General features: G+C 40.6%; 23 protein-coding genes and 3 pseudogenes. 11 read left to right on the forward strand and 15 right to left on the reverse strand.

Features of this window, described 5'->3' with window-relative positions; genetic code table 11:
- Positions 1–46 precede the first annotated feature (46 nt).
- Complete coding sequence (locus tag AMD27_RS15290; protein WP_067662142.1) at positions 47–487, forward strand: DciA family protein; 441 nt, start codon at positions 47–49, stop codon at positions 485–487.
- Positions 488–585: 98 nt separating this feature from the next.
- On the opposite strand, the gene lpxC is transcribed toward AMD27_RS15290, so the two are convergent.
- The 8 genes from lpxC to gshB form a co-directional block, all read right to left on the reverse strand.
- Positions 586–1,488 carry a UDP-3-O-acyl-N-acetylglucosamine deacetylase gene (gene lpxC, locus AMD27_RS15295; RefSeq protein WP_067662145.1) on the reverse strand — a complete coding sequence of 301 codons (903 nt, stop codon included), beginning with the start codon at positions 1,486–1,488 and terminating at the stop codon, positions 586–588.
- Positions 1,489–1,611: 123 nt separating this feature from the next.
- Complete coding sequence (gene ftsZ, locus AMD27_RS15300; protein ID WP_067662148.1) at positions 1,612–2,796, reverse strand: cell division protein FtsZ; 1,185 nt, start codon at positions 2,794–2,796, stop codon at positions 1,612–1,614.
- 160 nt (positions 2,797–2,956) lie between these two features.
- On the reverse strand, positions 2,957–4,222 hold the full coding sequence (gene ftsA / locus AMD27_RS15305; RefSeq protein WP_171254812.1) for a cell division protein FtsA: 1,266 nt from the start codon (positions 4,220–4,222) through the stop codon (positions 2,957–2,959).
- 59 nt (positions 4,223–4,281) lie between these two features.
- Positions 4,282–5,136, reverse strand: a complete 855-nt coding sequence (locus AMD27_RS15310) for a cell division protein FtsQ/DivIB (protein ID WP_067662151.1) — start codon at positions 5,134–5,136, stop codon at positions 4,282–4,284.
- A gap of 3 nt (positions 5,137–5,139) precedes the next feature.
- The gene (locus tag AMD27_RS15315) at positions 5,140–6,069 is read right to left on the reverse strand and encodes a D-alanine--D-alanine ligase (RefSeq protein WP_067662152.1); all 930 of its coding nucleotides are present in this window, start codon (positions 6,067–6,069) and stop codon (positions 5,140–5,142) included.
- A 72-nt stretch (positions 6,070–6,141) separates the two neighbouring features.
- Entirely contained in the window at positions 6,142–7,590 is a 1,449-nt protein-coding gene (murC, locus tag AMD27_RS15320) for a UDP-N-acetylmuramate--L-alanine ligase (RefSeq protein ID WP_067662154.1), read from the reverse strand.
- Positions 7,591–7,605: 15 nt separating this feature from the next.
- Positions 7,606–8,667, reverse strand: coding sequence for an undecaprenyldiphospho-muramoylpentapeptide beta-N-acetylglucosaminyltransferase (gene murG / locus AMD27_RS15325; protein WP_067663080.1), 1,062 nt, complete (start codon positions 8,665–8,667; stop codon positions 7,606–7,608).
- Between the two features lie 321 nt (positions 8,668–8,988).
- Positions 8,989–9,933 (reverse strand): glutathione synthase, encoded by a 945-nt coding sequence (gshB, locus tag AMD27_RS15330; protein ID WP_067662157.1) that lies wholly within the window; start codon positions 9,931–9,933, stop codon positions 8,989–8,991.
- 132 nt (positions 9,934–10,065) lie between these two features.
- Here gshB and AMD27_RS15335 point away from each other — a divergent pair, with 132 nt between their 5' ends.
- Positions 10,066–10,254: a DUF3565 domain-containing protein gene (locus tag AMD27_RS15335; protein ID WP_067662162.1), complete on the forward strand. Its 189-nt coding sequence runs from the start codon at positions 10,066–10,068 to the stop codon at positions 10,252–10,254.
- 765 nt (positions 10,255–11,019) lie between these two features.
- Here AMD27_RS15335 and pyrE read toward each other — a convergent pair.
- Positions 11,020–11,670 carry an orotate phosphoribosyltransferase gene (gene pyrE, locus AMD27_RS15340; RefSeq protein WP_067662165.1) on the reverse strand — a complete coding sequence of 217 codons (651 nt, stop codon included), beginning with the start codon at positions 11,668–11,670 and terminating at the stop codon, positions 11,020–11,022.
- A gap of 40 nt (positions 11,671–11,710) precedes the next feature.
- Between pyrE and AMD27_RS15345 the strand changes: the two genes are divergently transcribed.
- Both AMD27_RS15345 and AMD27_RS15350 read left to right on the forward strand, forming a co-directional pair.
- Entirely contained in the window at positions 11,711–12,529 is an 819-nt protein-coding gene (locus AMD27_RS15345) for an exodeoxyribonuclease III (protein WP_067662168.1), read from the forward strand.
- 571 nt (positions 12,530–13,100) lie between these two features.
- The gene (locus tag AMD27_RS15350) at positions 13,101–13,448 is read left to right on the forward strand and encodes a Spx/MgsR family RNA polymerase-binding regulatory protein (RefSeq protein WP_067662171.1); all 348 of its coding nucleotides are present in this window, start codon (positions 13,101–13,103) and stop codon (positions 13,446–13,448) included.
- Between the two features lie 100 nt (positions 13,449–13,548).
- On the opposite strand, the gene AMD27_RS15355 is transcribed toward AMD27_RS15350, so the two are convergent.
- Positions 13,549–13,986 carry a DUF2147 domain-containing protein gene (locus tag AMD27_RS15355; protein WP_067662174.1) on the reverse strand — a complete coding sequence of 146 codons (438 nt, stop codon included), beginning with the start codon at positions 13,984–13,986 and terminating at the stop codon, positions 13,549–13,551.
- Positions 13,987–14,130: 144 nt separating this feature from the next.
- Here AMD27_RS15355 and AMD27_RS15360 point away from each other — a divergent pair, with 144 nt between their 5' ends.
- Both AMD27_RS15360 and AMD27_RS15365 read left to right on the forward strand, forming a co-directional pair.
- Positions 14,131–15,045, forward strand: a complete 915-nt coding sequence (locus AMD27_RS15360) for an alpha/beta hydrolase (RefSeq protein WP_067662177.1) — start codon at positions 14,131–14,133, stop codon at positions 15,043–15,045.
- 256 nt (positions 15,046–15,301) lie between these two features.
- Positions 15,302–15,904, forward strand: a complete 603-nt coding sequence (locus AMD27_RS15365) for a GGDEF domain-containing protein (protein WP_067662181.1) — start codon at positions 15,302–15,304, stop codon at positions 15,902–15,904.
- 135 nt (positions 15,905–16,039) lie between these two features.
- Here AMD27_RS15365 and AMD27_RS15370 read toward each other — a convergent pair whose 3' ends face one another.
- From AMD27_RS15370 to AMD27_RS15380, 3 genes are all read right to left on the reverse strand, one after another.
- Positions 16,040–16,813 (reverse strand): transporter, encoded by a 774-nt coding sequence (locus AMD27_RS15370; RefSeq protein ID WP_067662184.1) that lies wholly within the window; start codon positions 16,811–16,813, stop codon positions 16,040–16,042.
- Positions 16,814–16,825: 12 nt separating this feature from the next.
- On the reverse strand, positions 16,826–17,368 hold the full coding sequence (locus AMD27_RS15375; RefSeq protein ID WP_067662187.1) for an ankyrin repeat domain-containing protein: 543 nt from the start codon (positions 17,366–17,368) through the stop codon (positions 16,826–16,828).
- A 160-nt stretch (positions 17,369–17,528) separates the two neighbouring features.
- The gene (locus tag AMD27_RS15380) at positions 17,529–17,918 is read right to left on the reverse strand and encodes an HPF/RaiA family ribosome-associated protein (protein ID WP_067662190.1); all 390 of its coding nucleotides are present in this window, start codon (positions 17,916–17,918) and stop codon (positions 17,529–17,531) included.
- A 337-nt stretch (positions 17,919–18,255) separates the two neighbouring features.
- On the opposite strand from AMD27_RS15380, the pseudogene AMD27_RS18640 reads away from it, so the two are divergent.
- The 4 genes and pseudogenes from AMD27_RS18640 to AMD27_RS15395 form a co-directional block, all read left to right on the forward strand.
- A pseudogene (locus AMD27_RS18640) lies at positions 18,256–18,392 on the forward strand (allantoinase); the annotation flags it as partial.
- Positions 18,393–18,428: 36 nt separating this feature from the next.
- Positions 18,429–18,521, forward strand: a pseudogene (locus AMD27_RS19420) (hypothetical protein); the annotation flags it as partial.
- 221 nt (positions 18,522–18,742) lie between these two features.
- Entirely contained in the window at positions 18,743–19,474 is a 732-nt protein-coding gene (locus tag AMD27_RS15390; protein ID WP_067662196.1) for an outer membrane protein OmpK, read from the forward strand.
- 88 nt (positions 19,475–19,562) lie between these two features.
- Entirely contained in the window at positions 19,563–20,081 is a 519-nt protein-coding gene (locus AMD27_RS15395) for a GNAT family N-acetyltransferase (protein ID WP_067662199.1), read from the forward strand.
- Positions 20,082–20,118: 37 nt separating this feature from the next.
- Here AMD27_RS15395 and AMD27_RS15400 read toward each other — a convergent pair whose 3' ends face one another.
- Entirely contained in the window at positions 20,119–20,640 is a 522-nt protein-coding gene (locus tag AMD27_RS15400) for a YfbM family protein (protein WP_067662202.1), read from the reverse strand.
- 141 nt (positions 20,641–20,781) lie between these two features.
- Here AMD27_RS15400 and AMD27_RS15405 point away from each other — a divergent pair.
- A pseudogene (locus tag AMD27_RS15405) lies at positions 20,782–21,159 on the forward strand (DNA repair protein); the annotation flags it as partial.
- Positions 21,160–21,233: 74 nt separating this feature from the next.
- Here the strand turns inward: AMD27_RS15405 and urtE are convergent.
- The gene (gene urtE / locus AMD27_RS15410) at positions 21,234–21,932 is read right to left on the reverse strand and encodes an urea ABC transporter ATP-binding subunit UrtE (protein WP_067662208.1); all 699 of its coding nucleotides are present in this window, start codon (positions 21,930–21,932) and stop codon (positions 21,234–21,236) included.
- Between the last annotated feature and the right edge of the window lie 4 nt (positions 21,933–21,936).

Consider the following 21,936-nt stretch of genomic DNA (forward strand, 5'->3'; position numbering starts at 1 on the left):
CGAAAGAACGCTTTAAGATTAAAACAAAACAATGTAGGAACAATGCATGTCTGAACTTAAAAAGGTCTTTCAACAAACAAGACAACACATAAAAACAGGAAACTTATCGTTTCTTACAAAGCAAGTCGCCGAATGGCAAAAACTCACTAAATTAATTCAACCGCTATTGCCGCAAAACGAACAATGGCAAGTTGTCTGTTATCAATACGGTATTTTGACTATTACCGGTGAGAATCAAGCCCTGATCAGTCAACTCGGTTACCTTCAAAAACAGTATATTTCTCAATTATCACAAATATATGAGTTAAGTGATTTACAGAAGATTCAAGTTCGATTACGTCCGAAAACACAATCAGAACCTAAAAACACCAAAATCCCTAAACAAATCTCACCAGCAACCCAAGAAATGTTACATAACGCTGCCAGCTTTGTGAGCGACCCTAAGCTTAGCCAAGCTTTAATACGTTTGGCAAGCAATAAAAAGTAACCAACGCTTGAAAGATTTGGCTATAAAGTCGCCTAAATTGTGACTAATTTATCAAATTCTAACGATATAATATAACATTGCTGCATAAAGACAATGACTTATGTCACATTAACAAATTGAATCGGACACGATTTCTCGTCATTAAATGTTACAATTTCATAATTCGTTGGATCGCTTTTAACATTACGTAGCAATTGGTTATTGAGCGCATGTCCTGACTTGTAACCATCGAATTTCGCAATGATTTGATGCCCAAGCAAATATAAATCGCCTACTGCATCCAAAATTTTATGACGTACAAATTCATCGGCAAAACGTAACCCTTCTTCGTTAACGACGCCTGTATCATCCACGCCAATCGCATTGTCTAAGCTTGCACCCAGCGCCAAATTGTTTGACTTTAAGTAGTCTAAATCTTTCATAAAACCAAAGGTTCGCGCTTCGCTGACTTCATAAACAAACGTTTCAGTTGAGAAGTCAATGGTGGCAGATTGGTATTCTTTAGCAAAGGCAGGATGGTCAAAATCGATGGTAAAATTCAGTTGGAAACCATCATGCGGTGAGAAAATTGCGCGCTTATCTTCTATTAAAGCCTCAACAGACTTTAAAATTTTAACGAATTTTTTAGGCGCGTCTTGCTCGACCAACTCACCTTGCATGAGTAAATAAATAAATGGTCCTGCGCTACCATCCATAATAGGCACTTCAGAGGCAGATACTTCGATAATAAGGTTGTCGATTCCAAGTCCTGCAATCGCACTCATCACATGTTCAATGGTACCGACTTTGGCATTTTCTTGAACCAAGTTAGAGCACATAAAAGCTTCTTGAATCAGAAATGCATTGGCAGGAATATCAATGGGTGGATTTAAGTCGATACGGCGAAATACAATGCCCCCATCAGCTACATGAGGTACAAAATTGATTAACACTTTTTGTCCGCTATGTAGTCCGATACCACTCGCTTTCACGACTCGTTTCAGGGTGCGCTGTTTCAACATATTCGTTCGGTCTTCATCCAAAATCCGCTATACGTTAGCACATTTACTCTTTGATAAAAAACAAAAAGGTAGCGCCGAGGCGCTACCTTTTTTGAATATGCGTTTTAAAACAGCAGATTAAAATTATTTACGTTGTTGATTCTTTAAATAATCTTGAATGCTCATTGGCGCAGAACGCGGTGCAGCAGTGCTTTCTGTCACAGGTGCATCCTGATTTTGACGCTTACTGATTGCAGGCACATCATCCTCATCAACAGGGTTTGTCGCTTGTTGTTGATATGAGGAGCTCGAAACGCTCACAGGTGCACGGCGCTTGACTTCAGCATCGTTGGCATTGCGGGTTAAACCTGTGGCAATTACAGTCACCCGAATTTCATCACGTGCATCTGGATCAAATACGGTGCCAAAGAACACTTCGCCTTCGTCTAAATCGACGATTTGGTTCACAACATCCGTGATGATTTCTGTTTCACGTAAAGTCACATCTGCGCCACCAGTGATGTTAATTAAAACACCTTTAGCATTCATGATATTCACGTTATCAAGCAGCGGGCTACGAATAGCAAGACGTGCAGCTTCTTCAGCGCGATCAACACCACTGCTCTTACCTTCACCCATCATTGCATAACCGCGTGTACTCATTGCAGTTTTCAAATCGGCGAAGTCAAGGTTAATATGACCAGGACGCACCACCAGATCAAAGATACTGCGTACGGCGTTCAACAATACATCATCTGCTTTGCGATACGCATCTTGCATTGAAATATCACCATAAACGCTGAGTAAGCGTTGGTTTGGAATGATAATCAATGAATCTACATGCGCCTCGAGCGCCTCAATGCCTTTTTCAGCCGAACGTTGACGACGACGACCTTCAAAGTTAAACGGTGTCGTCACGACACCAACAGTCAAAATCCCCATTTCTTGGGCAATTTCTGCAACCACTGGCGCTGCGCCTGTACCTGTACCACCACCCATACCAGCAGTGACAAAGACCATGTCCGCACCTTCAAGATGTTGACGAATCAGTTCACGGCTTTCTTCAGCGGCAATTTGACCTACATCTGGGTTTGCACCTGCGCCCAAACCACGAGTGCTTTGCTGACCCAATTGGATTTTAAATGGTGCATTCATACGATCAAGTGCTTGCTTGTCTGTATTGGCACAAACAAATTTCACACCTTTGATGTCAGACTGAACCATGTGTTGCACAGCATTACCGCCGCCGCCGCCTACACCAAACACAGTAAAACGGGCTTGACCGTTGTTATCGGTTTGTTCATCTTCTAAAAATTCAAATGAAGCCATGACCTTAAAATTTCCTAATAAAATGGCAGTCAGTTAAGCCCGTATACTGCCTTGATCTTCAATAATAAAAATTGTTTTTAGGATGCTTCCCATTCACAGTCTTGTCAAGCACATGACAAGTTGCTTACAAGTTGCTAACAAGATTCCCAAAAAACTAAACCTAAAAAATGCCTTTTAATTTGTTATTCAGTGCATTCCAGCCGTTCATCATACGTTCTAACATCGGACGTTTTGATGTTTCTTCTGGTTCTTCCACCGACTCTTGTAATTCACTCTGGCTAAACAGCAATAAGCCTGTTGCGGTTGAATACATTGAGCGACGTAATGCAGGTAAATGTTGCTCGTCTGCATAGACCTGTAAAGGTGGATTCCCCAAATGTGCAGATACACCCAGTATACGTCTAGATAAAGTTACCATGCCTTCGATTTGACAGACATCACCACTTAATACCACGCCATGATACAAACTTTGTAATGCACCGCGGTTTACCAATACATCACGCACCATACCAAGAATTTCTTCATAACGCGCAATAATAATTTCAGACAACTCAATCCGACTAATCGACTGTGGGCCATCGATGGCTTCAAACTCAATCATATGATCAGGTTTGACTTGATGAATATCAACACAACCATAAAGCAATTTTAAACGCTCTGCTTCATCGGTTGTGGTCTGCAAAACGGCTGCAATATCACGGGTGACATTTTCACCACCCCGTTGAATCGTATGTGCAAGAACCAAATGACCTTCTATATAGACGGCAATATTGGTCGTTCCTGCACCAATATCGAGTAAACATACACCGTATTCTTTCTCGTCTTTAAGGAGTGAGCCTTCTGCTGTTGCAAGACATGAGATCACCATTTTCTCAACAAAAATATTCGCACCTTTCATAGCGCGGTCAAGATTTTGCATAGTGCTAATGGGCAACATCATCAATTGATAATGCGCAGTCATGCTGTTGGCAGACAAGTTAATCGGGTTATGAACCCATTCTGCTGAGTCATCTAGCTCAAAACCCAAAGGCACAGCACTGGCCAAGTAATGGTCTGGAGTCATATGACTGGCTTTTGCAAGTTCCAATGCTCGTACCACTTCTGTGGTGGTAATCGTACGTTCAGGGTTCGCAATTGGGGTGCGACCTGAGGCATAGAAACTTTGTAATTCAGTACTTGGTATAGATACCCAAGCAGAATGCACGCGGCACTCTGCCATATCTTCGGCTTCTTGAACGGCATTTTTAATCGCAGTGATGACTTTTTCTAGGCTGACAATTTTGCCTTTATTCATGCCTTTATTGCGTGCGCTAGCCATACCAATGACCTGAATATTATCAGGGGCATGAACTTTACCAATTAGAACTGAAACTTTATGTGTCCCAATGTCTATTGCAACAACTGAGGGAACAGCTTCATTCATCATCTACTACCACTTTCTTCATTGTTTATGTATGGCACGAGGCCTATTTATAAAGCCATGTATTATGGCTTTGCGACTCTTGCATCTGCAACGCTTATGTCATCAATGGTTACAACAAACTGACCATTTACTATTTTAGGAGGTGCAGAGTTTTTCCATTGAATCGCCAATCCATTTCGATAGCGTAAATCAATGGCAGATACTTTAGACCATACGGGTTTCAGGTCGGTTTGAGCCATATGACTTAAACGTTGTAACTTACTCATGGTCTGATCTTGGTCCACAATAATGCGTAAACCTGTGTCGAACTGCATAAACCACGTTCGACGATCTGTTAAATACAACTCTTTCAAACGCATATTCGCCGGATGAAATAGTTGGTTAATCTCATTATAACGACGCATCATGACTTTAGACTGATCTAAAGGACCATGTAATAAAGGCAAATTCGGATAGTTTCGAGAAACAGCTTCCGAAAAAACGTTACCTTCATCACTGAGCAAACGCCCCGTCCCCCAGCGTGCAATTGCATGACTTGGCATAACACGAACCCGAATACTATTGGGCCATGCACGGGAGACGACGACTCGATCAACCCAAGAAATTTCTAAAGTACGATCACGTATTTCCTCTAAATCAGAGGTAAAATAATTGTCTTTCAGTACAGCAGATAAATGCTGCGTAATGTGTTTCTTTTCTACTTCCGAATGTATACCAACCACTTCCAAAGTCGCAACTTTTGCATCGGTAATGACTTTATATAAGCCATAAAAGCCGAGCAAGAGCACACAAAACGCCACAGCAAGTAACAGCCAGCCGCCCGCATTGATCATTTTTTCACGGCGAGTGGGTGGCTTCTCATGGATTGAAGTAATCGCTACGCGTTTTCGGCGCATTGCTGCTGGAAGTTGTGCCATGGTTTAGTGCGTTTCTTTGCTAAGCGTTTGTTCAAGAATCGCGATACATAGCTGATCAAAACTATAACCTACCGCATTGGCCGCTTTAGGCACCAACGAATGACTGGTCATCCCGGGTACAGTATTGACTTCGAGTAGCCAGAAATTACCTTGCTCATCTTGCATGGCATCAATACGTCCCCAACCACATGCACCCACCGCTTGAAATGCACGTAAGCACAGATCCTGAAGCTGCTTTTCATCATGATCCGACAAGCCAGATGGAATGCCGTATTCGACATCATTCCGCATATATTTAGCGTCATAATCGTAAAATGCAACATCCGCAGGGGGTTGTAAACGAATCACTGGAAGTGGTTGACCATTTAAGAACGAAATCGTGTATTCACGCCCTGTAATCCACTGTTCTGCCATAACCACAGCATCATGCTGAACCGCTTTGGCAATTGCACTGGCTAAATCTTCTGCTTTTTCAACCTTACTCATACCGACACTTGAACCTTCGTGTACTGGCTTAATGATTAAAGGTAAACCCAAGCTCGCAATGACTTCGTCTAAATTGGTGTCTTGTGAAACAATTCGATGTGGTGCTGTAGGCAATCCTGAACCTTGCCAAATTTGCTTGGTTTTGACTTTATCCATACCAATGGCAGAACCTTGAACACCAGTACCAGTATACGGTACATTCAACCACTCTAATACGCCTTGAATCTGACCGTCTTCACCGCCACGACCATGCAAAACAATAAATGCGCGATCGTAATTTATAAGTTCAGTCACACTGCGCTCTTGCGGATCAAATCCTTCTGCATTCACACCTGAACGAATCAATGCTTCAAGTACAGCCTTTCCACTATCTAATGAAACCTCACGCTCTGCAGATTTACCACCAAGCAATACAGCAACTTTGCCGAATTTAGAAGCATTTGACACGTTTATATCCTTAAACTTATAAAGTAGGTCGATTTAACGAAACCACAATTCCGTGATTCTTTTAAACATCCATTATTTTAAATAAAGCTGATTTTGAGCCAATTCAATTGAAATCGCTCCCACGTTACCCGCACCTTGTGTTAATAACAAGTCATTCGCTTGTAACACTTTTTGTATCACATTTTGCAAGTTGCCTTCCACTGGATCAACTAAAATCGGCTCTACTTCACCACGCAGCCGAATACTACGCGCCAGCGAACGACTATCCGCGCCCACAATTGGCTTTTCGCCAGCAGCATAAACCTCAAGCAGTAGTAATTGATCGACTTGCGACAACACATCAACAAAATCATCAAAACAATCACGGGTACGACTGTAACGATGCGGCTGAAATAACATCACCAAACGGCGGTCTGGATGGCTGGCACGAGCCGCTTTAATAGTCGCTTCCACTTCTTTCGGATGGTGACCATAATCATCGACCAATTTAACAGTACCGTCATCATGCTCAAATTCACCGTGAATTTGGAAACGACGACCTACACCACTAAAACTTTCAAGCGCACGTGAAATCGCCGCATCAGAGACACCTTCATCAGTTGCAATACCAATCGCAGCCAAGGCATTTAAAATATTATGCACACCTGGCATGTTCATGGTTAAACGTAAGGGCTCTTTATTTTTTCGCAATACCGTAAAGTGCGATTGCATCCCCACTTGTTCAACATCCACCGCACGAATATCGTTGTGTTCTTCAAAACCATAGGTCAATACAGGTCGACCAATACGCGGCATAATTTCGCGAATATTGGCATCATCACCACAGACCACCGCCAAACCATAAAATGGTAGTTTCTGTAGGAACTGAATAAAGGTATCTTTTAAGATGTCAAAGCTGCCGCCATAGGTATCCATATGGTCGGCATCAATATTGGTGACAATCGCCGCCATGGGCTCTAAGAACAAGAATGACGCATCAGACTCATCTGCTTCCGCCACGATATAACGACTCGCACCTAGCGCAGCATTTACGCCCGTACGATTTAGTAAACCACCAATCACATAGGTTGGATCCATGTTTTCTTCCGCCAACATACAGGTCACTAGACTTGTCGTTGTGGTTTTACCATGGGTACCTGCAACCGCAATCCCGTGACGGTAACGCATCAGCTCACCCAGCATTTCAGCACGGCGAACTACAGGAATACGATGTTCAATGGCCGCTTTAATTTCTAAATTCTCAGTATCAATCGCTGTTGAAACCACCAGCACATTGGCGCCTTTAATATTTTCTTCAGCATGACCAATATGCACTTTAATGCCATTTTCTTCCAGCTGCGCTGTGGTTTTAGAGGCTTTAATGTCAGAACCCGACACTTTATAGCCTTGGTTTTTAAGCACTTCTGCAATACCACACATACCTGCCCCGCCAATCCCCACAAAATGAATGTGTTTGATACGGCGCATTTCAGGAATTTTAATCAGGCTTTTTGCTTTATCAGCTGGACTTGATGGAGACATAATCTACTCTAAAACTTACAAATCTTGAATTAAACCAACCACGCGTTGTGTCGCATCGGGTTGGGCGTGTTGACGTGCCTTTACCGCCATTTCCATAAGAAGCTGACGGTTCATCAACGGTGCTAATACATCTTTTAACGAATCTGGGGTCATACTGCTTTGTGGGCAAATTTTGGCTGCACCAATATTGGCTAAAAACTTGGCATTGGCAGTTTGATGATCATCTACAGCGCTCGGCAATGGGACAAATACCGCAGCCACACCCGCCGTCGCCACTTCGGTCACTGTAAGCGCACCTGCCCGACAAATAATCAAGTCGGCATCGCTATAGGCTTTTGCCATATCGTCAATAAACGGTTTTACTTCAACCTGTAAATGCTCAGGTGAATTTGCATAATGCGCTTGGGTGCTGTCTTGTTTATTTTGACCGCATTGATGATACACATTTAAAGGTACATCTAACTGTTTTAATGCCAACGGTACATTTTCATTTAAAGCTTGCGCACCGAGTGATCCGCCCACAATTAAAATATTTAGGGGCTGATGGGTATCCATACGCGCTTTATAGCGAAATGATGGATTATAAATAGCCGAAATTTCTGCGCGTACAGGGTTACCTGTGGTCACCACTTTATCTGAGCGTGGAAAAGTATTTGGAAACGCTTCACAGACCACTTTTGAAATACGTGCCAACTGTGTATTGGTAAAACCTGCCACCGCATTTTGTTCATGCACAATCACGGGAATACCTAAAAGACGAGCCGCCAAACCACCTGGTCCAGCCACATAGCCGCCAAAACCCGCCACAGCATCCACCTTGAGTTTCTTCATATAGCGCATGGCACTGAGTGTGGCTTTTAAGATTTTAAACGGTGCTGCCAATTTACGCACAATACCATTACCACGCACCCCTTGAATGTCAATCGCGTAAATGGGAATATCATGTTGTTGTAATAAACGATTTTCCATCCCTGTTGGCGTTGCTAACCACGATACCTGACAACCTTCCTGTTGCAATTGCTTTGCGACAGCAAGTGCTGGAAATACATGACCGCCGGTTCCGGCTGCCATCATCATGATGTGTTTAGGTACTTTTTGCGAGGTTTGGATCACGATCTTAATTCTTCAATTCAAAATAAATATTTAAGGTATTGTCTAAAAGCAATTGTAATCACAAACACATATTGGTAAAAGTTTATTTACTTTTTTTCACCAATCATTTCATTGTTTTTTTCTGCCGAAACCAAAGTTTAAACTAGTTTTGTCATAAACTGAGAAAAAATGAACAGCTATTCAGTTGCAATTTAGTCAACGGGTTCACTTTATTTTCCAAAATGATAAAAAAGAGCCCCGAAGGACTCCTTTGAAGCCGCATTTTAACTGTATTTTAAATTCCGCTTATGCTTTCAAGCCTGCTTCTAAAACGTTAAACAAGTCATCTGCTATCGACGTTCCAAATTGATCATCAATTTCACGGATACAGGTCGGACTGGTCACGTTAATTTCAGTCACATAGTTTCCAATGACATCGAGTCCAACAAAGATGAGACCTTTTTCACGCAGGAATGGACCTACTTTTGCGGCAATCGCTTTGTCATTTTCAGTCAGTGGTCGTGCTTCACCGCGACCGCCCGCCGCTAAGTTTCCACGTGTTTCCCCATTTTGGGGAATACGTGCCAAGCAATACGGTACAGGCTCACCATTGATCATGAGAATGCGTTTATCACCATCGACGATTTCAGGGATATAACGCTGCGCCATGATCGGTTGTTGACCCAATTCAGTCAGCATCTCAAGTGTTGAACCAATGTTTACGCCGTCTGCTGTAAGGCGGAAAATACCCGTCCCCCCCATACCATCGAGTGGTTTTACAATCACGTCTTGGTGCTGCTGAATAAACTCACGAATCAAGCTTTGTTGTGAAGTCACCAGCGTAGGCACTTGGAGTTCTGGGAACTGCGTTGCAAAGAGTTTTTCATTGCAGTCACGTAAGCTTTGCGGTTTGTTAATAATCCACGCGCCTTCGCGTTCTGCCTGCTCTAAAATGTAGGTGGTATAGACAAAATTCATGTCGAACGGTGGATCTTTACGCATTAAGACGACGTCATAATCTGCAATCGATTCTTTTTGTTTTTCACCCAATTCGAAATAATGATCGTAATCTTCAAAGACTTTAAAGGGCGAGATCAAACCGAAGGCTTTGCCTTGGTCAATATAGAGGTCTTGTTGTAATGCATAACCAAGTTCATGACCACGGCGTGACGCTGCCCAAAGCATGGCCATAGATGAGTCTTTTTTAAGGTTTACATTTTCGATGGGATCCATCACAACAAGTACGCGCATCTGTCTGTGCTCTTTTTCAAAATGAATTTGTGAATGAGTATAGCCGAGATTATTCTTTTGTTTATTCTTGTTTTTGCATGAGTTATTTTGTAGAGATGCATAGGCTATGTTTAATCTTTAAGGAGTCCTGCTATGCAACAGCCTATTGTTAGCTTTGATTTGGATAATGAAAACCACTGGTTCGATTATTTAGCCTGTGGTCATACACAGCATGTTCGGCATGATCTAGCGTGGCAAAACCTACCTTGGGTCATGACTGAAGAAAGACGTAATGGAAAGTTAGGGATGATGTTGGAATGTAAGCTGTGTGATGAGTTATGATTCAAGATGAATCAATATTTTTAACTGCTAACATTTGAAATACAACGTTAATTGTAAATTTTTATGAACAATCAAATAAAGACATATAATTCTGACACAGGAACCGTCATTCATCTAAAAATGAAAGGAAATCTTTTAAAAAGCCAAATCACCCTAAGCTGTTTTATGCTAACCTTTTTTGACCTATTATTTTTATATTTAAGTTATGAGGCTTACACTAATAAAGAAGGCTACGAATCATATTTGGCATTTTTTTAATACTCATTCTTCTTATAAAAATTCATTATGATGATAGAAGAAATAGGAAATGGGTAACACACGCAGAAGAATTTTTTTATATTTCTAAAAATGGTATAACGATTTCAAAAAAAATCCAAAATCAAACATTGCGAACAATAGATATAAACACCCAAACTATAAATGAAATTTCTTATAGTCGTTGGCGAGGTGGAGCATATCCTCCCTATTTACCAGACTATATGGCTGTAAACATATATCTTCACACACATAAAAAGAATTATTCATTCGGCATTAATCTTGATAAAAATGAAGTGGAAGAGTTTATAAGCGTATTACGCTCATTGATCATGCAATACCAAGAACCTAGGCATTTTATTTTTGCTTCACATTCACATTTAGAAAGTAATTCAGATATAAGTAAAAAATAAATCATAGAATTCGAAAGCTAATGTTTGAACAAATAAAATTAAAAGTTAAATCAAAAAAAAGGAAGCCTCAGCTTCCTTTTTAAAATTTTAAGCAAACTTAGATTCCATACTTCACACGGTAATCTTCCATTTTCGCCAAAGCCTCTGCATCACCTTTCGCATCTAAATAATCCATTAAATCTTTCATGGTAATGAGTGCATGCACTGGAATCTCTAACTCTTTTTGAACTTCCTGAATTGCAGATAAACTGCCCTGACCTTTCTCTTGACGATCAAGGGCAACCAAAACACCTGCGATTTTCGCCCCTGCATTTTTCAGAATCGTCACCACTTCACGAATGGCGGTACCGGCTGTAATCACGTCATCAATGATCCAGACTTTTTTACCCTCAACAGATGCCCCCACCAAAACACCACCTTCACCGTGATCTTTAGCTTCTTTACGGTTAAAGCCCCAAGGCACACTCACACCGTGGTTCTGTGACAAAGCCACTGCAGTCGCTGCTACAAATGGAATCCCTTTATAAGCAGGACCAAAAACCACTTCAACATCATCACATTGAACCAGTTTATCTGCATACCCAGAGGCCAAAACTGTTAAAGCCTCACCATCATTGAGCAAGCCAGCATTGAAAAAATAAGGACTCACACGCCCTGATTTTAAAGTAAACTCACCAAATTTAAGCACACCACGTGATAATGCTAATTCGATAAATGCTTGAGGCTGAAAAGTCGCAGGCGTTGTCATGAGGTGCTCCAAAATTCATAAAGAGAGGTTATGACTGCGCATGATACCAAAGAGTAGCTATCCGAGTGATCAAAAAATTCTAAGAGTCGTTTCAATCAACGTTAACGGCTTACGTTCATCTGTGACTAAGGGTTTATTGGAATGGATGGAACAATCTGAAGCAGATGTGATTTGTATGCAAGAAAGTCGAATTACGCATGCCCAGTGGACGGATAAATTTAAGCCTGAAGGTTGGTATACGCACCTTTTTCCTGCGGAACGTCCAGGTTATGCAGGCACCGCCATTTATAGCCGATTGCCTTTTCTATCGGTCACCAACGGTTTAGGTTTTGAACTGGCAGACTCTCAAGGTCGCTTTATTTCAGCAGAATTTGATTTAGGCTTGGGTCAATCTGCATATATCTGTTCGCTTTACTTACCTTCAGGTTCTTCAGGTGATGAAGCTCAAGTACGTAAAGATCACTTTTTGGAACAATATGGTCAGATTCTTAAACAATGGCGTGATGAGAATAAATCCGTGATTGTTTGCGGTGACTACAATATTGTACATAAACGTATTGATATTAAAAATTGGTCAGGCAACCAAAAAGCATCTGGCTGCCTACCCCATGAACGTGCTTGGCTTGATCATATTTATGATGAACTCGGTTATGTCGATACTTTCCGTGAAGTTCGTAAAGAGGCTGAAGTCTACTCATGGTGGTCGAACCGCGGTCAAGCTCGCGCGAAGAACGTTGGCTGGCGTATCGACTACCATGCTTGTTCACCCGACTGGAAAAATCGTACGGTAAATGCTTGGGTTTATAGAGACCATTGGTACAGTGACCACGCCCCAGTCATTATTGACTATGTCATTTAAATCAATCGAGCACTGAGTGAACACTTGTTTACTCAGTGTGCGCGAATGGCTCACAGAATTTGTCGTATTCTCTTATTTTTATTTGATCATGCAAAGTGCATTATTGTCGCACAGCACAGGGACTTGTCAGGATGACAAATAAGGATTGGACGCTGTAGGATGAAAAGGAAATAAATTTATTTATTTCTCAAGGATGAACGACATTGGACGTTGAATTGAGACCCGCATAATCAGGATGATTCGATGCGGGTTTTCTCTTTTCTAAGTATCTACTATTTTTAATGATCTATTTCCAAGCCCCAAAAATCACTAACTTTTCATTTTTTTATAAAACTCATCACTTCATAAAATATACGATGCCAATACAATCCAGTGCTCATTCGTCATTCTAAATATCCACATTTTTAAAGTTCAGTTTTTAAATATTCAAATTTCTATACATCATCTTATAAATTGAACATGACAATTTGATGAATTGATTCTCCTGCAAATCCACTCTAGAGCCGTAAGCTAATTTGGGCTAATCTACCTCTATTGATTTTCAACCATAATTTAAAATACAGGTTTAAACATGCTTAAAGTATATGGGATTAAAAATTGTAGCTCGATGAAAAAGGCATTTGATTTACTCAACGAATTGGGGCTTGCTTATGAGTTTCATGATTATAAAAAACAAGGAATTGATGCAGATACGGTAAAAGTCTGGTTAGATCAAATTGGCACTGAGGTGGTACTCAATAAAAAAGGTACTACATGGCGCAAGCTAAGCACAGCTGAGCAAGAAGCTGCTTTAGGCACTGAAGCAGGTCTCATACAAGCCTTAACCACACATAACAGTTTGATCAAGCGCCCTATTATTGCAACGGGTAACGCTTTCGTCGTGGGTTTTGATGAAGCCATGATTCGTGGTCTAAATTAAGCGATTTAACAATATTTTTAAAATGAGCCCAATGCCATTCAATCAAAAAAGCCGAGCTATTGCTCGGCTTTTTAATATCTTTGAATATAGTGATGCCTAATTAGTTCGCACGCACCCAAGTTTGGTTACGACCTAAGGCTGCGACACCAATGAAACCACGAAGCTCAAGTTTTTTACCACCCGCAGCTAACTTACCTTTTAATTTGTAAGTTTTGCCAGATTGTGGGTCTAAAATTGAACCACCTTCATAGCTTGTGCCACCTGAATTTTTCAAGTTACGTACAATGGTTAAACCTTTGAGGGATTTATTTTTGTATGTTCCTTCGCATTTTTTGCAGGCGTTTTCTTCACCTGGTGTCAAAACACTTTGAATGCTTGCAGTCAGTGTTCCATTCGACTGTTCAGTGAATTTCACAACAGCTTTGGCTTGTTTGGTTTTGTCATCTATCGTTTTCCAAACCGTGCCATCTAATGGGTCGGCTGCATTGGCGAAAACCGTGGTTGCAAGTAATCCTAATGCTAGAGCTATTTTTTTCATTTTATTCATTTCCCTTGTCTTTCTTGACTTTTATATTATTAAAAATTCATAACAATTAAGCAATTTTTGAATGTGACTATTTAGTGTAGCCTTGTAAAGGCAGCCTACCAATAATAAGCATTTTCACCGCAATATGGAAAAAAAATGAAGATAAATCCACTATTGAAACAATATATTACAGAATCAATTTTAAAATCTACTCTGCGTTTCCCCAGTCGATTGAACCTTCCCCCTACCGTATTACGTGTGGCACTTGAACAGCTGAGCAAAGTCTTTCCTCAACCCAAAAATGTTGCGTTCAAGGCACTCAGAATTGCAGGTATTCGAGCGGAAGAAATTAAACCGCAACCTGAAACCACCCAGCTGATTTTCCATATTCATGGCGGCGCATTTTTCTTGGGTTCAATGAACACCCACCGTGCATTTATGAGCGAGATTGCTTTACGCACACAAATGCAAGTGTTGCATCTGGATTATCCCTTGTCACCTGAACAATGTTTTCCTGACGTAGGTGAGGCCATTTACGATGTGTATCGAATGTTGCTTGATCAAGGTGTTTTGACAAAAGATATTATTGTGTCAGGAGATTCTTGTGGGGCCAATTTAGCACTCGGTTTGGCTTTACGCTTAAGAGATGAAGACCCTAAACTTCTGCCCAGCGGTCTCATGCTGATGTCTCCTTTTTTAGATTTAACTTTAACCAGTGAATCGCTGCGTTATAACCAAAAACATGACGCACTGCTTTCTATAGAAGTTCTTGAAACAGGAATGAGTCATTATGTGCCCAAAGGTATAGATCGATCCGACCCTGCACTGTCGCCAATTTTTGCAGATTTAAAAGGTTTACCGCCTACCTTGGTGCAAATTGGTTCGAAAGAAATTTTAATGGATGATGCAAAGCGTTTTGAAGAAAAAGCCAAAGCCGCTGGCGTTAAAGTCGAATACAAATTGTATACCGGTATGTGGCATAACTTTCAAATGTTTAGCGCATGGTTTGACGAAGCCAAACAGGCCTTGGCAGATATTGCGGAATTCGCGCATAAGCTCGATAGAAACTAAATATATACTCAAAACTTAAAGGAGCTACGTGCTCCTTTTGTCTTTTTTACCTCTTATATTCAATCATTATTCTGCTTTGCATCAGTATCCGACGAAGTGAATGAATAAGCGTGATACAGCCGACAATAATTTAAAATAAAACCTATTCTTTCAACATTTTAAGTATATTCCAAAATTGTACATAGTTTAGACGTTTGCTATATTAAAACTCTTGAAAAACCACTTCAACGCATCATATTGAACAGGCAGGCTCACAATGAGAAAAACAGTTTATTCAGAACGTCGCCGTAAGATTCATATCGTTGTTAGAAATATCTTCAAAAAATTGGGACTATCCTCATGGCTCAATCCGAAAAACATAAGCGCATTAGAAACTGACCCTTTGACTGGTATTTATAATCAATTTGGTATTAACGTTTACTTAAAAGAGTTGCGTCACAGCCCGAAGCAAAATTATGCGATTGTGTTACTTAATCTGGATAACTTTAAAGATATTCAACACAGTTTTGGGCTTAAAGCAGCTGAAAAAGCACTGGTGAAAACCGCTCGACTACTCACTCAAAATATACGTGATACGGATTTGGTCGGCAGATATGGTGAACATGAATTTATTTTAATTCTCTGTGATATTGAGCTCGATGATGCCAATGATGTGGCGCAGCGCTGCTTGAACGTGATTCAAAACACTCCCATTCGCTACAATGCACAACACATTGATTTACATGCCAGCTGTGGCGTGTCGGTTTCAGATGAAGATGCCGTGAGTGACAAAATTTTACAATATGCAGATCGTGCTTTATATCTTGCCAAAATCAGCGGTTTTAATCAGCTTCGTGATCAGCGTGCGGTATTGGGTTAATTCAGGTTTACTTTAAGTTGATGAAGATAAAGATGCGAACTTTAACGCTATTCTTTTCACAATTTTAAAATACAATAAAAAGAGTAGCACGAGGCTACTCTTTTAAGATCAACATTAACCTTTGTTGCTCAGGCTTTAGAACAAGTAGGAAATGCCTAAACCTGCATTGTAACTGCGCGCCTGCCCGTCTAAATCAACACCAACACTGGCATCAAACTGAGTACGCTCATTGAGTGCATAAATTAAGCCCGTACCCAAAGCATATTCGTTATCAAGGCTTTCTTTTTTACGGTACACCAGCTCTGAATATCCAGACCAATCGCCAGCAATTTTATAGCCAATGCTTGGAATTGCAGTCACTGACCAATCACCGTCTTGAACTTCATAGAACATACTCATGCTGGTGTTAACAAGCGCGTTGTATTGATATTGCACTGAAGTACCCAGTGTATAAATATCTTCTTCTGCACTAAAGCCATCATTACCTGTTGCAATTAAAGCTTGAGCAAGCACAGCCATAGACAGCTTGTCATCATCTAGATCGACGCGATGTTTAACTGCAATGCTGACATCCCCTAAACCATCGTCCTCTACAGTTTGACCTTGTGACTTGGCTTGTGTCCAAGCAGGTCCCAACCAGCCCAATTGCAGCTCTGTATTTTCCGCCAAACCTGTACGTAACAACATGTCTGCATTCAAGCTTAGAGTCTTGGTTTTAATGCCAGATGCATCTTTAGATTCAACATATTTTGCAGCGGGTAAACCTTGCTCCCATGCCAAGTTCCCTACAGGGGTAATGCCTGTCCCAAAACCAGTCCCTGGGCGATCAAACGAAAAGTCTGATGCCATGGCACTCATTCCAAGGCTTGAGAGGGAAATAATAAAGCTAAGTTGTTTTAATTTGGTCATGAGAGCACTCAGTTAGGCTAATTCTTTGGTGGTTTTTGCGCCATTATTGCGCAGCAGTTCTAAAGTTTCTTTTTCTTCAGGCAATGCTTGTGACCAATCGATTTTATCAAAATCGCAGTCGAAAAATAAATCACTGATTGAAGACAAAATGGTATTGCCTTCTTCATCTTTGCTGTTTGGATCAACTTTATGTTCAAGCAAGCGTTTTACCGCAGGCACACAAGCTGCACTTGCTGCGTCCCAAAGTGGACCGTAGCATTCTTCAGCATCCCACAAATGGAAGTTGGCTTTGGCTTGAATTAAGGCTTCCAATATATCTAAATGCACTTGTAAGCTCAATTGTTTTTGCTCTGCGCACATCGGTTCGCCCGCTTCGTGTGCTTCACAAATTGCTTCCCACCAATGAAATAATGTGTCTGACCAAACTGACACTGCAGGGCCTTTGTCTTCAATAATAAAATTTGGATTAAGACCTTCTGCCAACAGGTGCTGAACCTGCTCCAGGTCAAGTTCTTCCAAAGCCTGTACAAATACTTGTTGTTGCGCAGTTAGCATGTCTGAGTCTCATATCAATTTGAAGGAATATTATGCCCAATAATGTTTAACTTTGTTTGATATAAATGATCACTGGCGAATTTAGATGAGTTTGATCTGAAAAGATGGACTAAAAATAAAAATACTGACTGATAAAAAAAGCCCCGTAGGGCTTTTTGTCTTAGACTTCATCTTCATCCAAAGCCAGATCATCTTGATCATCTTGATCATCATCTTTTAATGCAATCGGACCACCGCGTGGATTTTCTTTTTTCTCAAATACATGTTCTAAACTGCGTTTAAGGCGGTCAATGGCACCATGTACTGCGGTATCTATATTGTGTCCTTTATGATTGACCACCACAGGTTTAAATCCTGCAGGTCTTGCTTCAATCATACAACGAATATCTTCTGCGCCACCTTTAGGCCCATTTTCATCGCTAAAGTGCACTGAAAAATGGGTGATTTTCTCGGTATGGCGTTGAAACTCTGCAGTGAGCTCTTCGCGTACATAATCTATTAAACGTTCACTATTTTGAATATTTTTATCTGTACGGATTTCAATGTTCATAAATATCATCCTCACTTTTTCAAATCATTTTCGTGCAACTATTTTAATCTTGGCACGTTTGTCACTTGTTATTTAAAGCTCATGGCACATCTTCAATTTTAGTTTGGAATAGAACCTCCCTAGTTGAATAATGAACACTTTCAGAGTCTGCAGATCTGAGTCCTTATACTTCGAATATCGGATGTATCTGAAAATTATGCAAGTGCTATTTTAAAAATTTATCAAAAGGATAACTGATTGTGACAAGCGCTTACTTACTTGGACAGCAACATATTGATGCGATTCAAACTACACCCTATTCAAGAGATCTCACTGATGATCATGGTCAGCCGCTACACCTAAAAGGATGTTCATTGGTATACATTGTCATCTGTTGGGAGACCTGTACGCTTTAAAGCATTGCAAAAATTTCTAGATTATGTTCAGGCTCATGATCAAGTTTGGATGTATCGTCGTGGCGATATTGCAGCTCATGGGAAGATGCGTATGGACATTGGGTTACTGATTATTGCGGGCCTGATTCCGATTATTAATCACTCGTTTTATGCAGACTTTCCAAAATGGTTGCATACCTCGTGCCATTCGGATATCAACTCAATATGTTGAATAGCAATCATTCTAGATACGTTATTCAATCACCTGAATATACAGCATCCTAAAATCCGCGCGAAATACAACTAGACCATTGATTTATATTGTTAATTTTAGCTTATCCTCAGGCTTCAGCCAGAAGCTTGGGCTTTTTTTGATTTTTTGATCATTTTTGGCTTTATTTTTGCTAAAGAATCGTTATTCTGTAACCGCTTTCTCTGGGGATTTATTTTATGAAACTGACTCAAATCGTTGCATCCTGTGCATTGACTTCAGCTGCTGCATTCACTCAAGCAGCACCTATCTGGCAAGACTTTAGCATTACGGGTTTATATGGTGAAAACTACAAATCACCTTTTGTTACTCAAAATGAAAAAGTTGAACAAAGCACTATTACTGCTGAATATGCAGCGGGTTTAAAATATGGTGATTTCTTTGCCTTTGCTGATCGTTCAAATAACGATCCAGATGGGAATGAAACTTATTTTGAAGTTGCACCACGTTTAAGCCTGGGGGCAGTCACGGGCAAGAAACTTGAAGTCGGCCCCATTAAAGATGTTTTAGTGGCGACAACTTGGGAAGGTGGTGAAGGTTTTAACAACTACCTTTACGGTATTGGTTTCTCATTAGATATCCCTTATACCCAATATGCCAACATCAACTTTTATAAAGCTGAAAATGACAATACTGACGATGACTATCAATTAACCATTACCTATGCAGTGCCATTTAAACTGGGTTCAGAAGACTTCTTAGTCGATGCATTTTTAGACTGGTCTACCGCTGAAAAAACCCATGCCAGCGAACTCAACTGGACAAGCCAATACAAGTGGAATGTAGGTAAACATATTTCACCAGAAACTAAGCTTTATGTCGGTATTGAGCATTCCGTGTGGAATAACAAATATGGTTATAAAGGCGTTAATCAGAACGATGTCAGCGCATTGGTTAAATACCACTTCTAATTTATTTTTAAATCGATGAATATTAAAGCAAGACTTCGGTCTTGCTTTTTTTGGACCCAACCATTCACTCCAATAAGACGATATGCTCATGCACTTTATTATTCGACCTGCAATGCCCCAAGACCTGATTCATATTCAAAAAATATATAATCATGAAGTGAGCCAAGGACTGGCGAATTGGAATGATCAGCCCTTTGACCTAGAGCATTTTCACAACTGGTTTATACAGTTAAATGAGCAGCAATTTCCTTTGTTTGTCATTGAGGATATGACTCAACAGACGATTGCGGGCTATGCTGATTATTCAAGTTTTAGAAAAATCGCGGGGTTTCGTCATACCGTTGAACATTCTGTTTTTATCGATCCCCACTATGCCCGATTGGGCTTAGGTTTACGCTTACTTGAGCATTTAATTGCGCACGCTAAAACACAGCAGCTACATGTCATGGTAGCGGCCATTGATCATGAAAATGTAGGTTCTATTAAATTGCATGAAAAGCTGGGCTTTAAGCACACAGGCTATTTACCACAAGTCGGTCAAAAATTTAACCAATGGCGTGATCTGGTTTTGATGCAACTCATGCTTTCCGATGAATCAAATTCTTGATCAAGTACTTCATCAAAGCTTGAGTTAAAATGCCTGACTAAATCAGTTTTTCGTTGCCAATTTCGCTGGACAACATACTAATGACCGCAAGATTACTCTTTTTAGCATATTGATAAAAATCTTGGAGCTGGGTAAAAGCCAAAATCAGTTCTTCCACTTCACTGTCCGCATGTTCACCCCAATAATGTGGATACACCTTGGATGCTCGAAGTTCATCAGCTTTGTAACGCTTTCTAAAGTCACCTGTGGTCAATCTGCTTAACTGATGCTCTATCTCTGAGACCAAAACCACGGTGTTATATCTGACAGGGCTTTGCTGGGCAGCATCATGAAAGGGTGGATGTTGGAACACTGGATGCTGCGCACTAATGTTATACGATAATGGCGGTTCGCCTGCTACATCTTGCCCCGTTAATAGAAAATGCAATGCATGCCAAGTTTTACCCAAGGAGAGTTTGGTTTGAATACTGGATGAGGCTTTGACATCCTCAAGGGTGGTTGCGCGAATAATCAATTGTTCTAAATCATAAGGATGAATTGTCAGCAGCAGTGCTTCCATTTTTTTTGCTTCTTGTTATGTATTGCTCACAGCTTAACCTAAAGCTGAACATGATAAATCAGCGAATCTGTGCTGACAACATTACAAAATGTAAAAAAAGCAGGGTTTTCACCCAGTGTTAAAAATAATGATTCAATTTCATATGAAGACAATGATGTGTTTAAAGATGCCTATGAAGAAGCTCAGCGTATTATTCGTATTAGTGATGAAGTAAGAATCACTTTGGATGAAATTAAGACTGAAGTTACTCCAAAAGAGTCTATAGCAGTAGATAAAGAAATCGACTCAAATATGGATACAGAAAATAGTAAATTTACGAAGCTCACCACTGCAAAACTGGGAACAAAATTAGGATTAAAAACACCTGAAACTTTTGAAAAATTAATCGCAAAAGGTGATTTAACATTGACTGACAATGGTAAACATTTTTTAACGGATTCGGGCAAAGCAATCGGTGGTGAATCTAGAACAGGACAATATGGAATGTATTTTCTGTGGAATGAAAGTACTGAAATTTAATTCCCTCCAAACCTCCCTTCTTGCGTTTCGATATAAAGCAGTGCTTATATCTCGCTCAGGGAGGCTTTAAAAGCTTAAATCGCCACCAACTCCCTGATTCCTTTCTCTGGCATTTCAGCACCAACGCCTTGTGCAACCACTTGCCCACGCGCCATCACGGTATATCCATCTGCCAGCTCTTCTGCAAAATCATAAAATTGCTCAACCAGCACAATCGACATCTCGCCTGCATCGGCAAGTTTACGAATCACTTTGCCAATATCTTTAATAATCGAGGGTTGAATGCCCTCTGTCGGTTCATCCAAAATCAACACTTTGGGTTCAGAAGCCAAGGCACGCGCAATCGCTAGTTGTTGCTGCTGACCACCCGATAAATCTCCGCCACGGCGATGCTTCATTTCGTCCAAGACAGGGAAAATTTCATACAGATGCTCAGGCACTTTTCGAGTTTTCGCACCTGAAAATTTCGCCATCCCAATCAAGATGTTTTCCTCAACCGTTAAGGTAGAAAAAATATCTCGCCCTTGGGGCACATAAGCCAAGCCTTCTCTTACTCGCTGCTCAGGACTGAGTTTCGAAATATCTTTACCATTTAAAAGAATCTGTCCTGACTTGATCGGTAAGATTCCCATCAGGCATTTAAGTAGCGTGGTTTTACCGACACCATTTCGACCCAATACTACTGAACACGCACCTATAGGTGCGCTCAAAGACACATCTCTTAAAATATGACTGCCACCATAGAACTGATTGACGTTTTTAACTTCTAACATGGTC

The organism is Acinetobacter sp. TGL-Y2, from assembly GCF_001612555.1.
Taxonomy (GTDB): Bacteria; Pseudomonadota; Gammaproteobacteria; order Pseudomonadales; family Moraxellaceae; genus Acinetobacter.

Excerpts from the sequence above, each read along its gene's own strand:
- AMD27_RS15290 (WP_067662142.1), top strand. The coding sequence starts at position 47 with ATGTCTGAACTTAAAAAGGTCTTTCAACAAACAAGACAACACATAAAA.
- lpxC (WP_067662145.1), bottom strand. The coding sequence starts at position 1,488 with ATGTTGAAACAGCGCACCCTGAAACGAGTCGTGAAAGCGAGTGGTATC.
- ftsZ (WP_067662148.1), bottom strand. The coding sequence starts at position 2,796 with ATGGCTTCATTTGAATTTTTAGAAGATGAACAAACCGATAACAACGGT.
- ftsA (WP_171254812.1), bottom strand. The coding sequence starts at position 4,222 with ATGATGAATGAAGCTGTTCCCTCAGTTGTTGCAATAGACATTGGGACA.
- AMD27_RS15310 (WP_067662151.1), bottom strand. The coding sequence starts at position 5,136 with ATGGCACAACTTCCAGCAGCAATGCGCCGAAAACGCGTAGCGATTACT.
- murC (WP_067662154.1), bottom strand. The coding sequence starts at position 7,590 with ATGTCTCCATCAAGTCCAGCTGATAAAGCAAAAAGCCTGATTAAAATT.
- murG (WP_067663080.1), bottom strand. The coding sequence starts at position 8,667 with ATGATGATGGCAGCCGGAACCGGCGGTCATGTATTTCCAGCACTTGCT.
- gshB (WP_067662157.1), bottom strand. The coding sequence starts at position 9,933 with ATGCGCGTACTTGTTGTGATGGATCCCATCGAAAATGTAAACCTTAAA.
- AMD27_RS15335 (WP_067662162.1), top strand. The coding sequence starts at position 10,066 with ATGCAACAGCCTATTGTTAGCTTTGATTTGGATAATGAAAACCACTGG.
- pyrE (WP_067662165.1), bottom strand. The coding sequence starts at position 11,670 with ATGACAACGCCTGCGACTTTTCAGCCTCAAGCATTTATCGAATTAGCA.
- AMD27_RS15345 (WP_067662168.1), top strand. The coding sequence starts at position 11,711 with ATGATACCAAAGAGTAGCTATCCGAGTGATCAAAAAATTCTAAGAGTC.
- AMD27_RS15350 (WP_067662171.1), top strand. The coding sequence starts at position 13,101 with ATGCTTAAAGTATATGGGATTAAAAATTGTAGCTCGATGAAAAAGGCA.
- AMD27_RS15355 (WP_067662174.1), bottom strand. The coding sequence starts at position 13,986 with ATGAAAAAAATAGCTCTAGCATTAGGATTACTTGCAACCACGGTTTTC.
- AMD27_RS15360 (WP_067662177.1), top strand. The coding sequence starts at position 14,131 with ATGAAGATAAATCCACTATTGAAACAATATATTACAGAATCAATTTTA.
- AMD27_RS15365 (WP_067662181.1), top strand. The coding sequence starts at position 15,302 with ATGAGAAAAACAGTTTATTCAGAACGTCGCCGTAAGATTCATATCGTT.
- AMD27_RS15370 (WP_067662184.1), bottom strand. The coding sequence starts at position 16,813 with ATGACCAAATTAAAACAACTTAGCTTTATTATTTCCCTCTCAAGCCTT.
- AMD27_RS15375 (WP_067662187.1), bottom strand. The coding sequence starts at position 17,368 with ATGCTAACTGCGCAACAACAAGTATTTGTACAGGCTTTGGAAGAACTT.
- AMD27_RS15380 (WP_067662190.1), bottom strand. The coding sequence starts at position 17,918 with ATGAACATTGAAATCCGTACAGATAAAAATATTCAAAATAGTGAACGT.
- AMD27_RS15390 (WP_067662196.1), top strand. The coding sequence starts at position 18,743 with ATGAAACTGACTCAAATCGTTGCATCCTGTGCATTGACTTCAGCTGCT.
- AMD27_RS15395 (WP_067662199.1), top strand. The coding sequence starts at position 19,563 with ATGCACTTTATTATTCGACCTGCAATGCCCCAAGACCTGATTCATATT.
- AMD27_RS15400 (WP_067662202.1), bottom strand. The coding sequence starts at position 20,640 with ATGGAAGCACTGCTGCTGACAATTCATCCTTATGATTTAGAACAATTG.
- urtE (WP_067662208.1), bottom strand. The coding sequence starts at position 21,932 with ATGTTAGAAGTTAAAAACGTCAATCAGTTCTATGGTGGCAGTCATATT.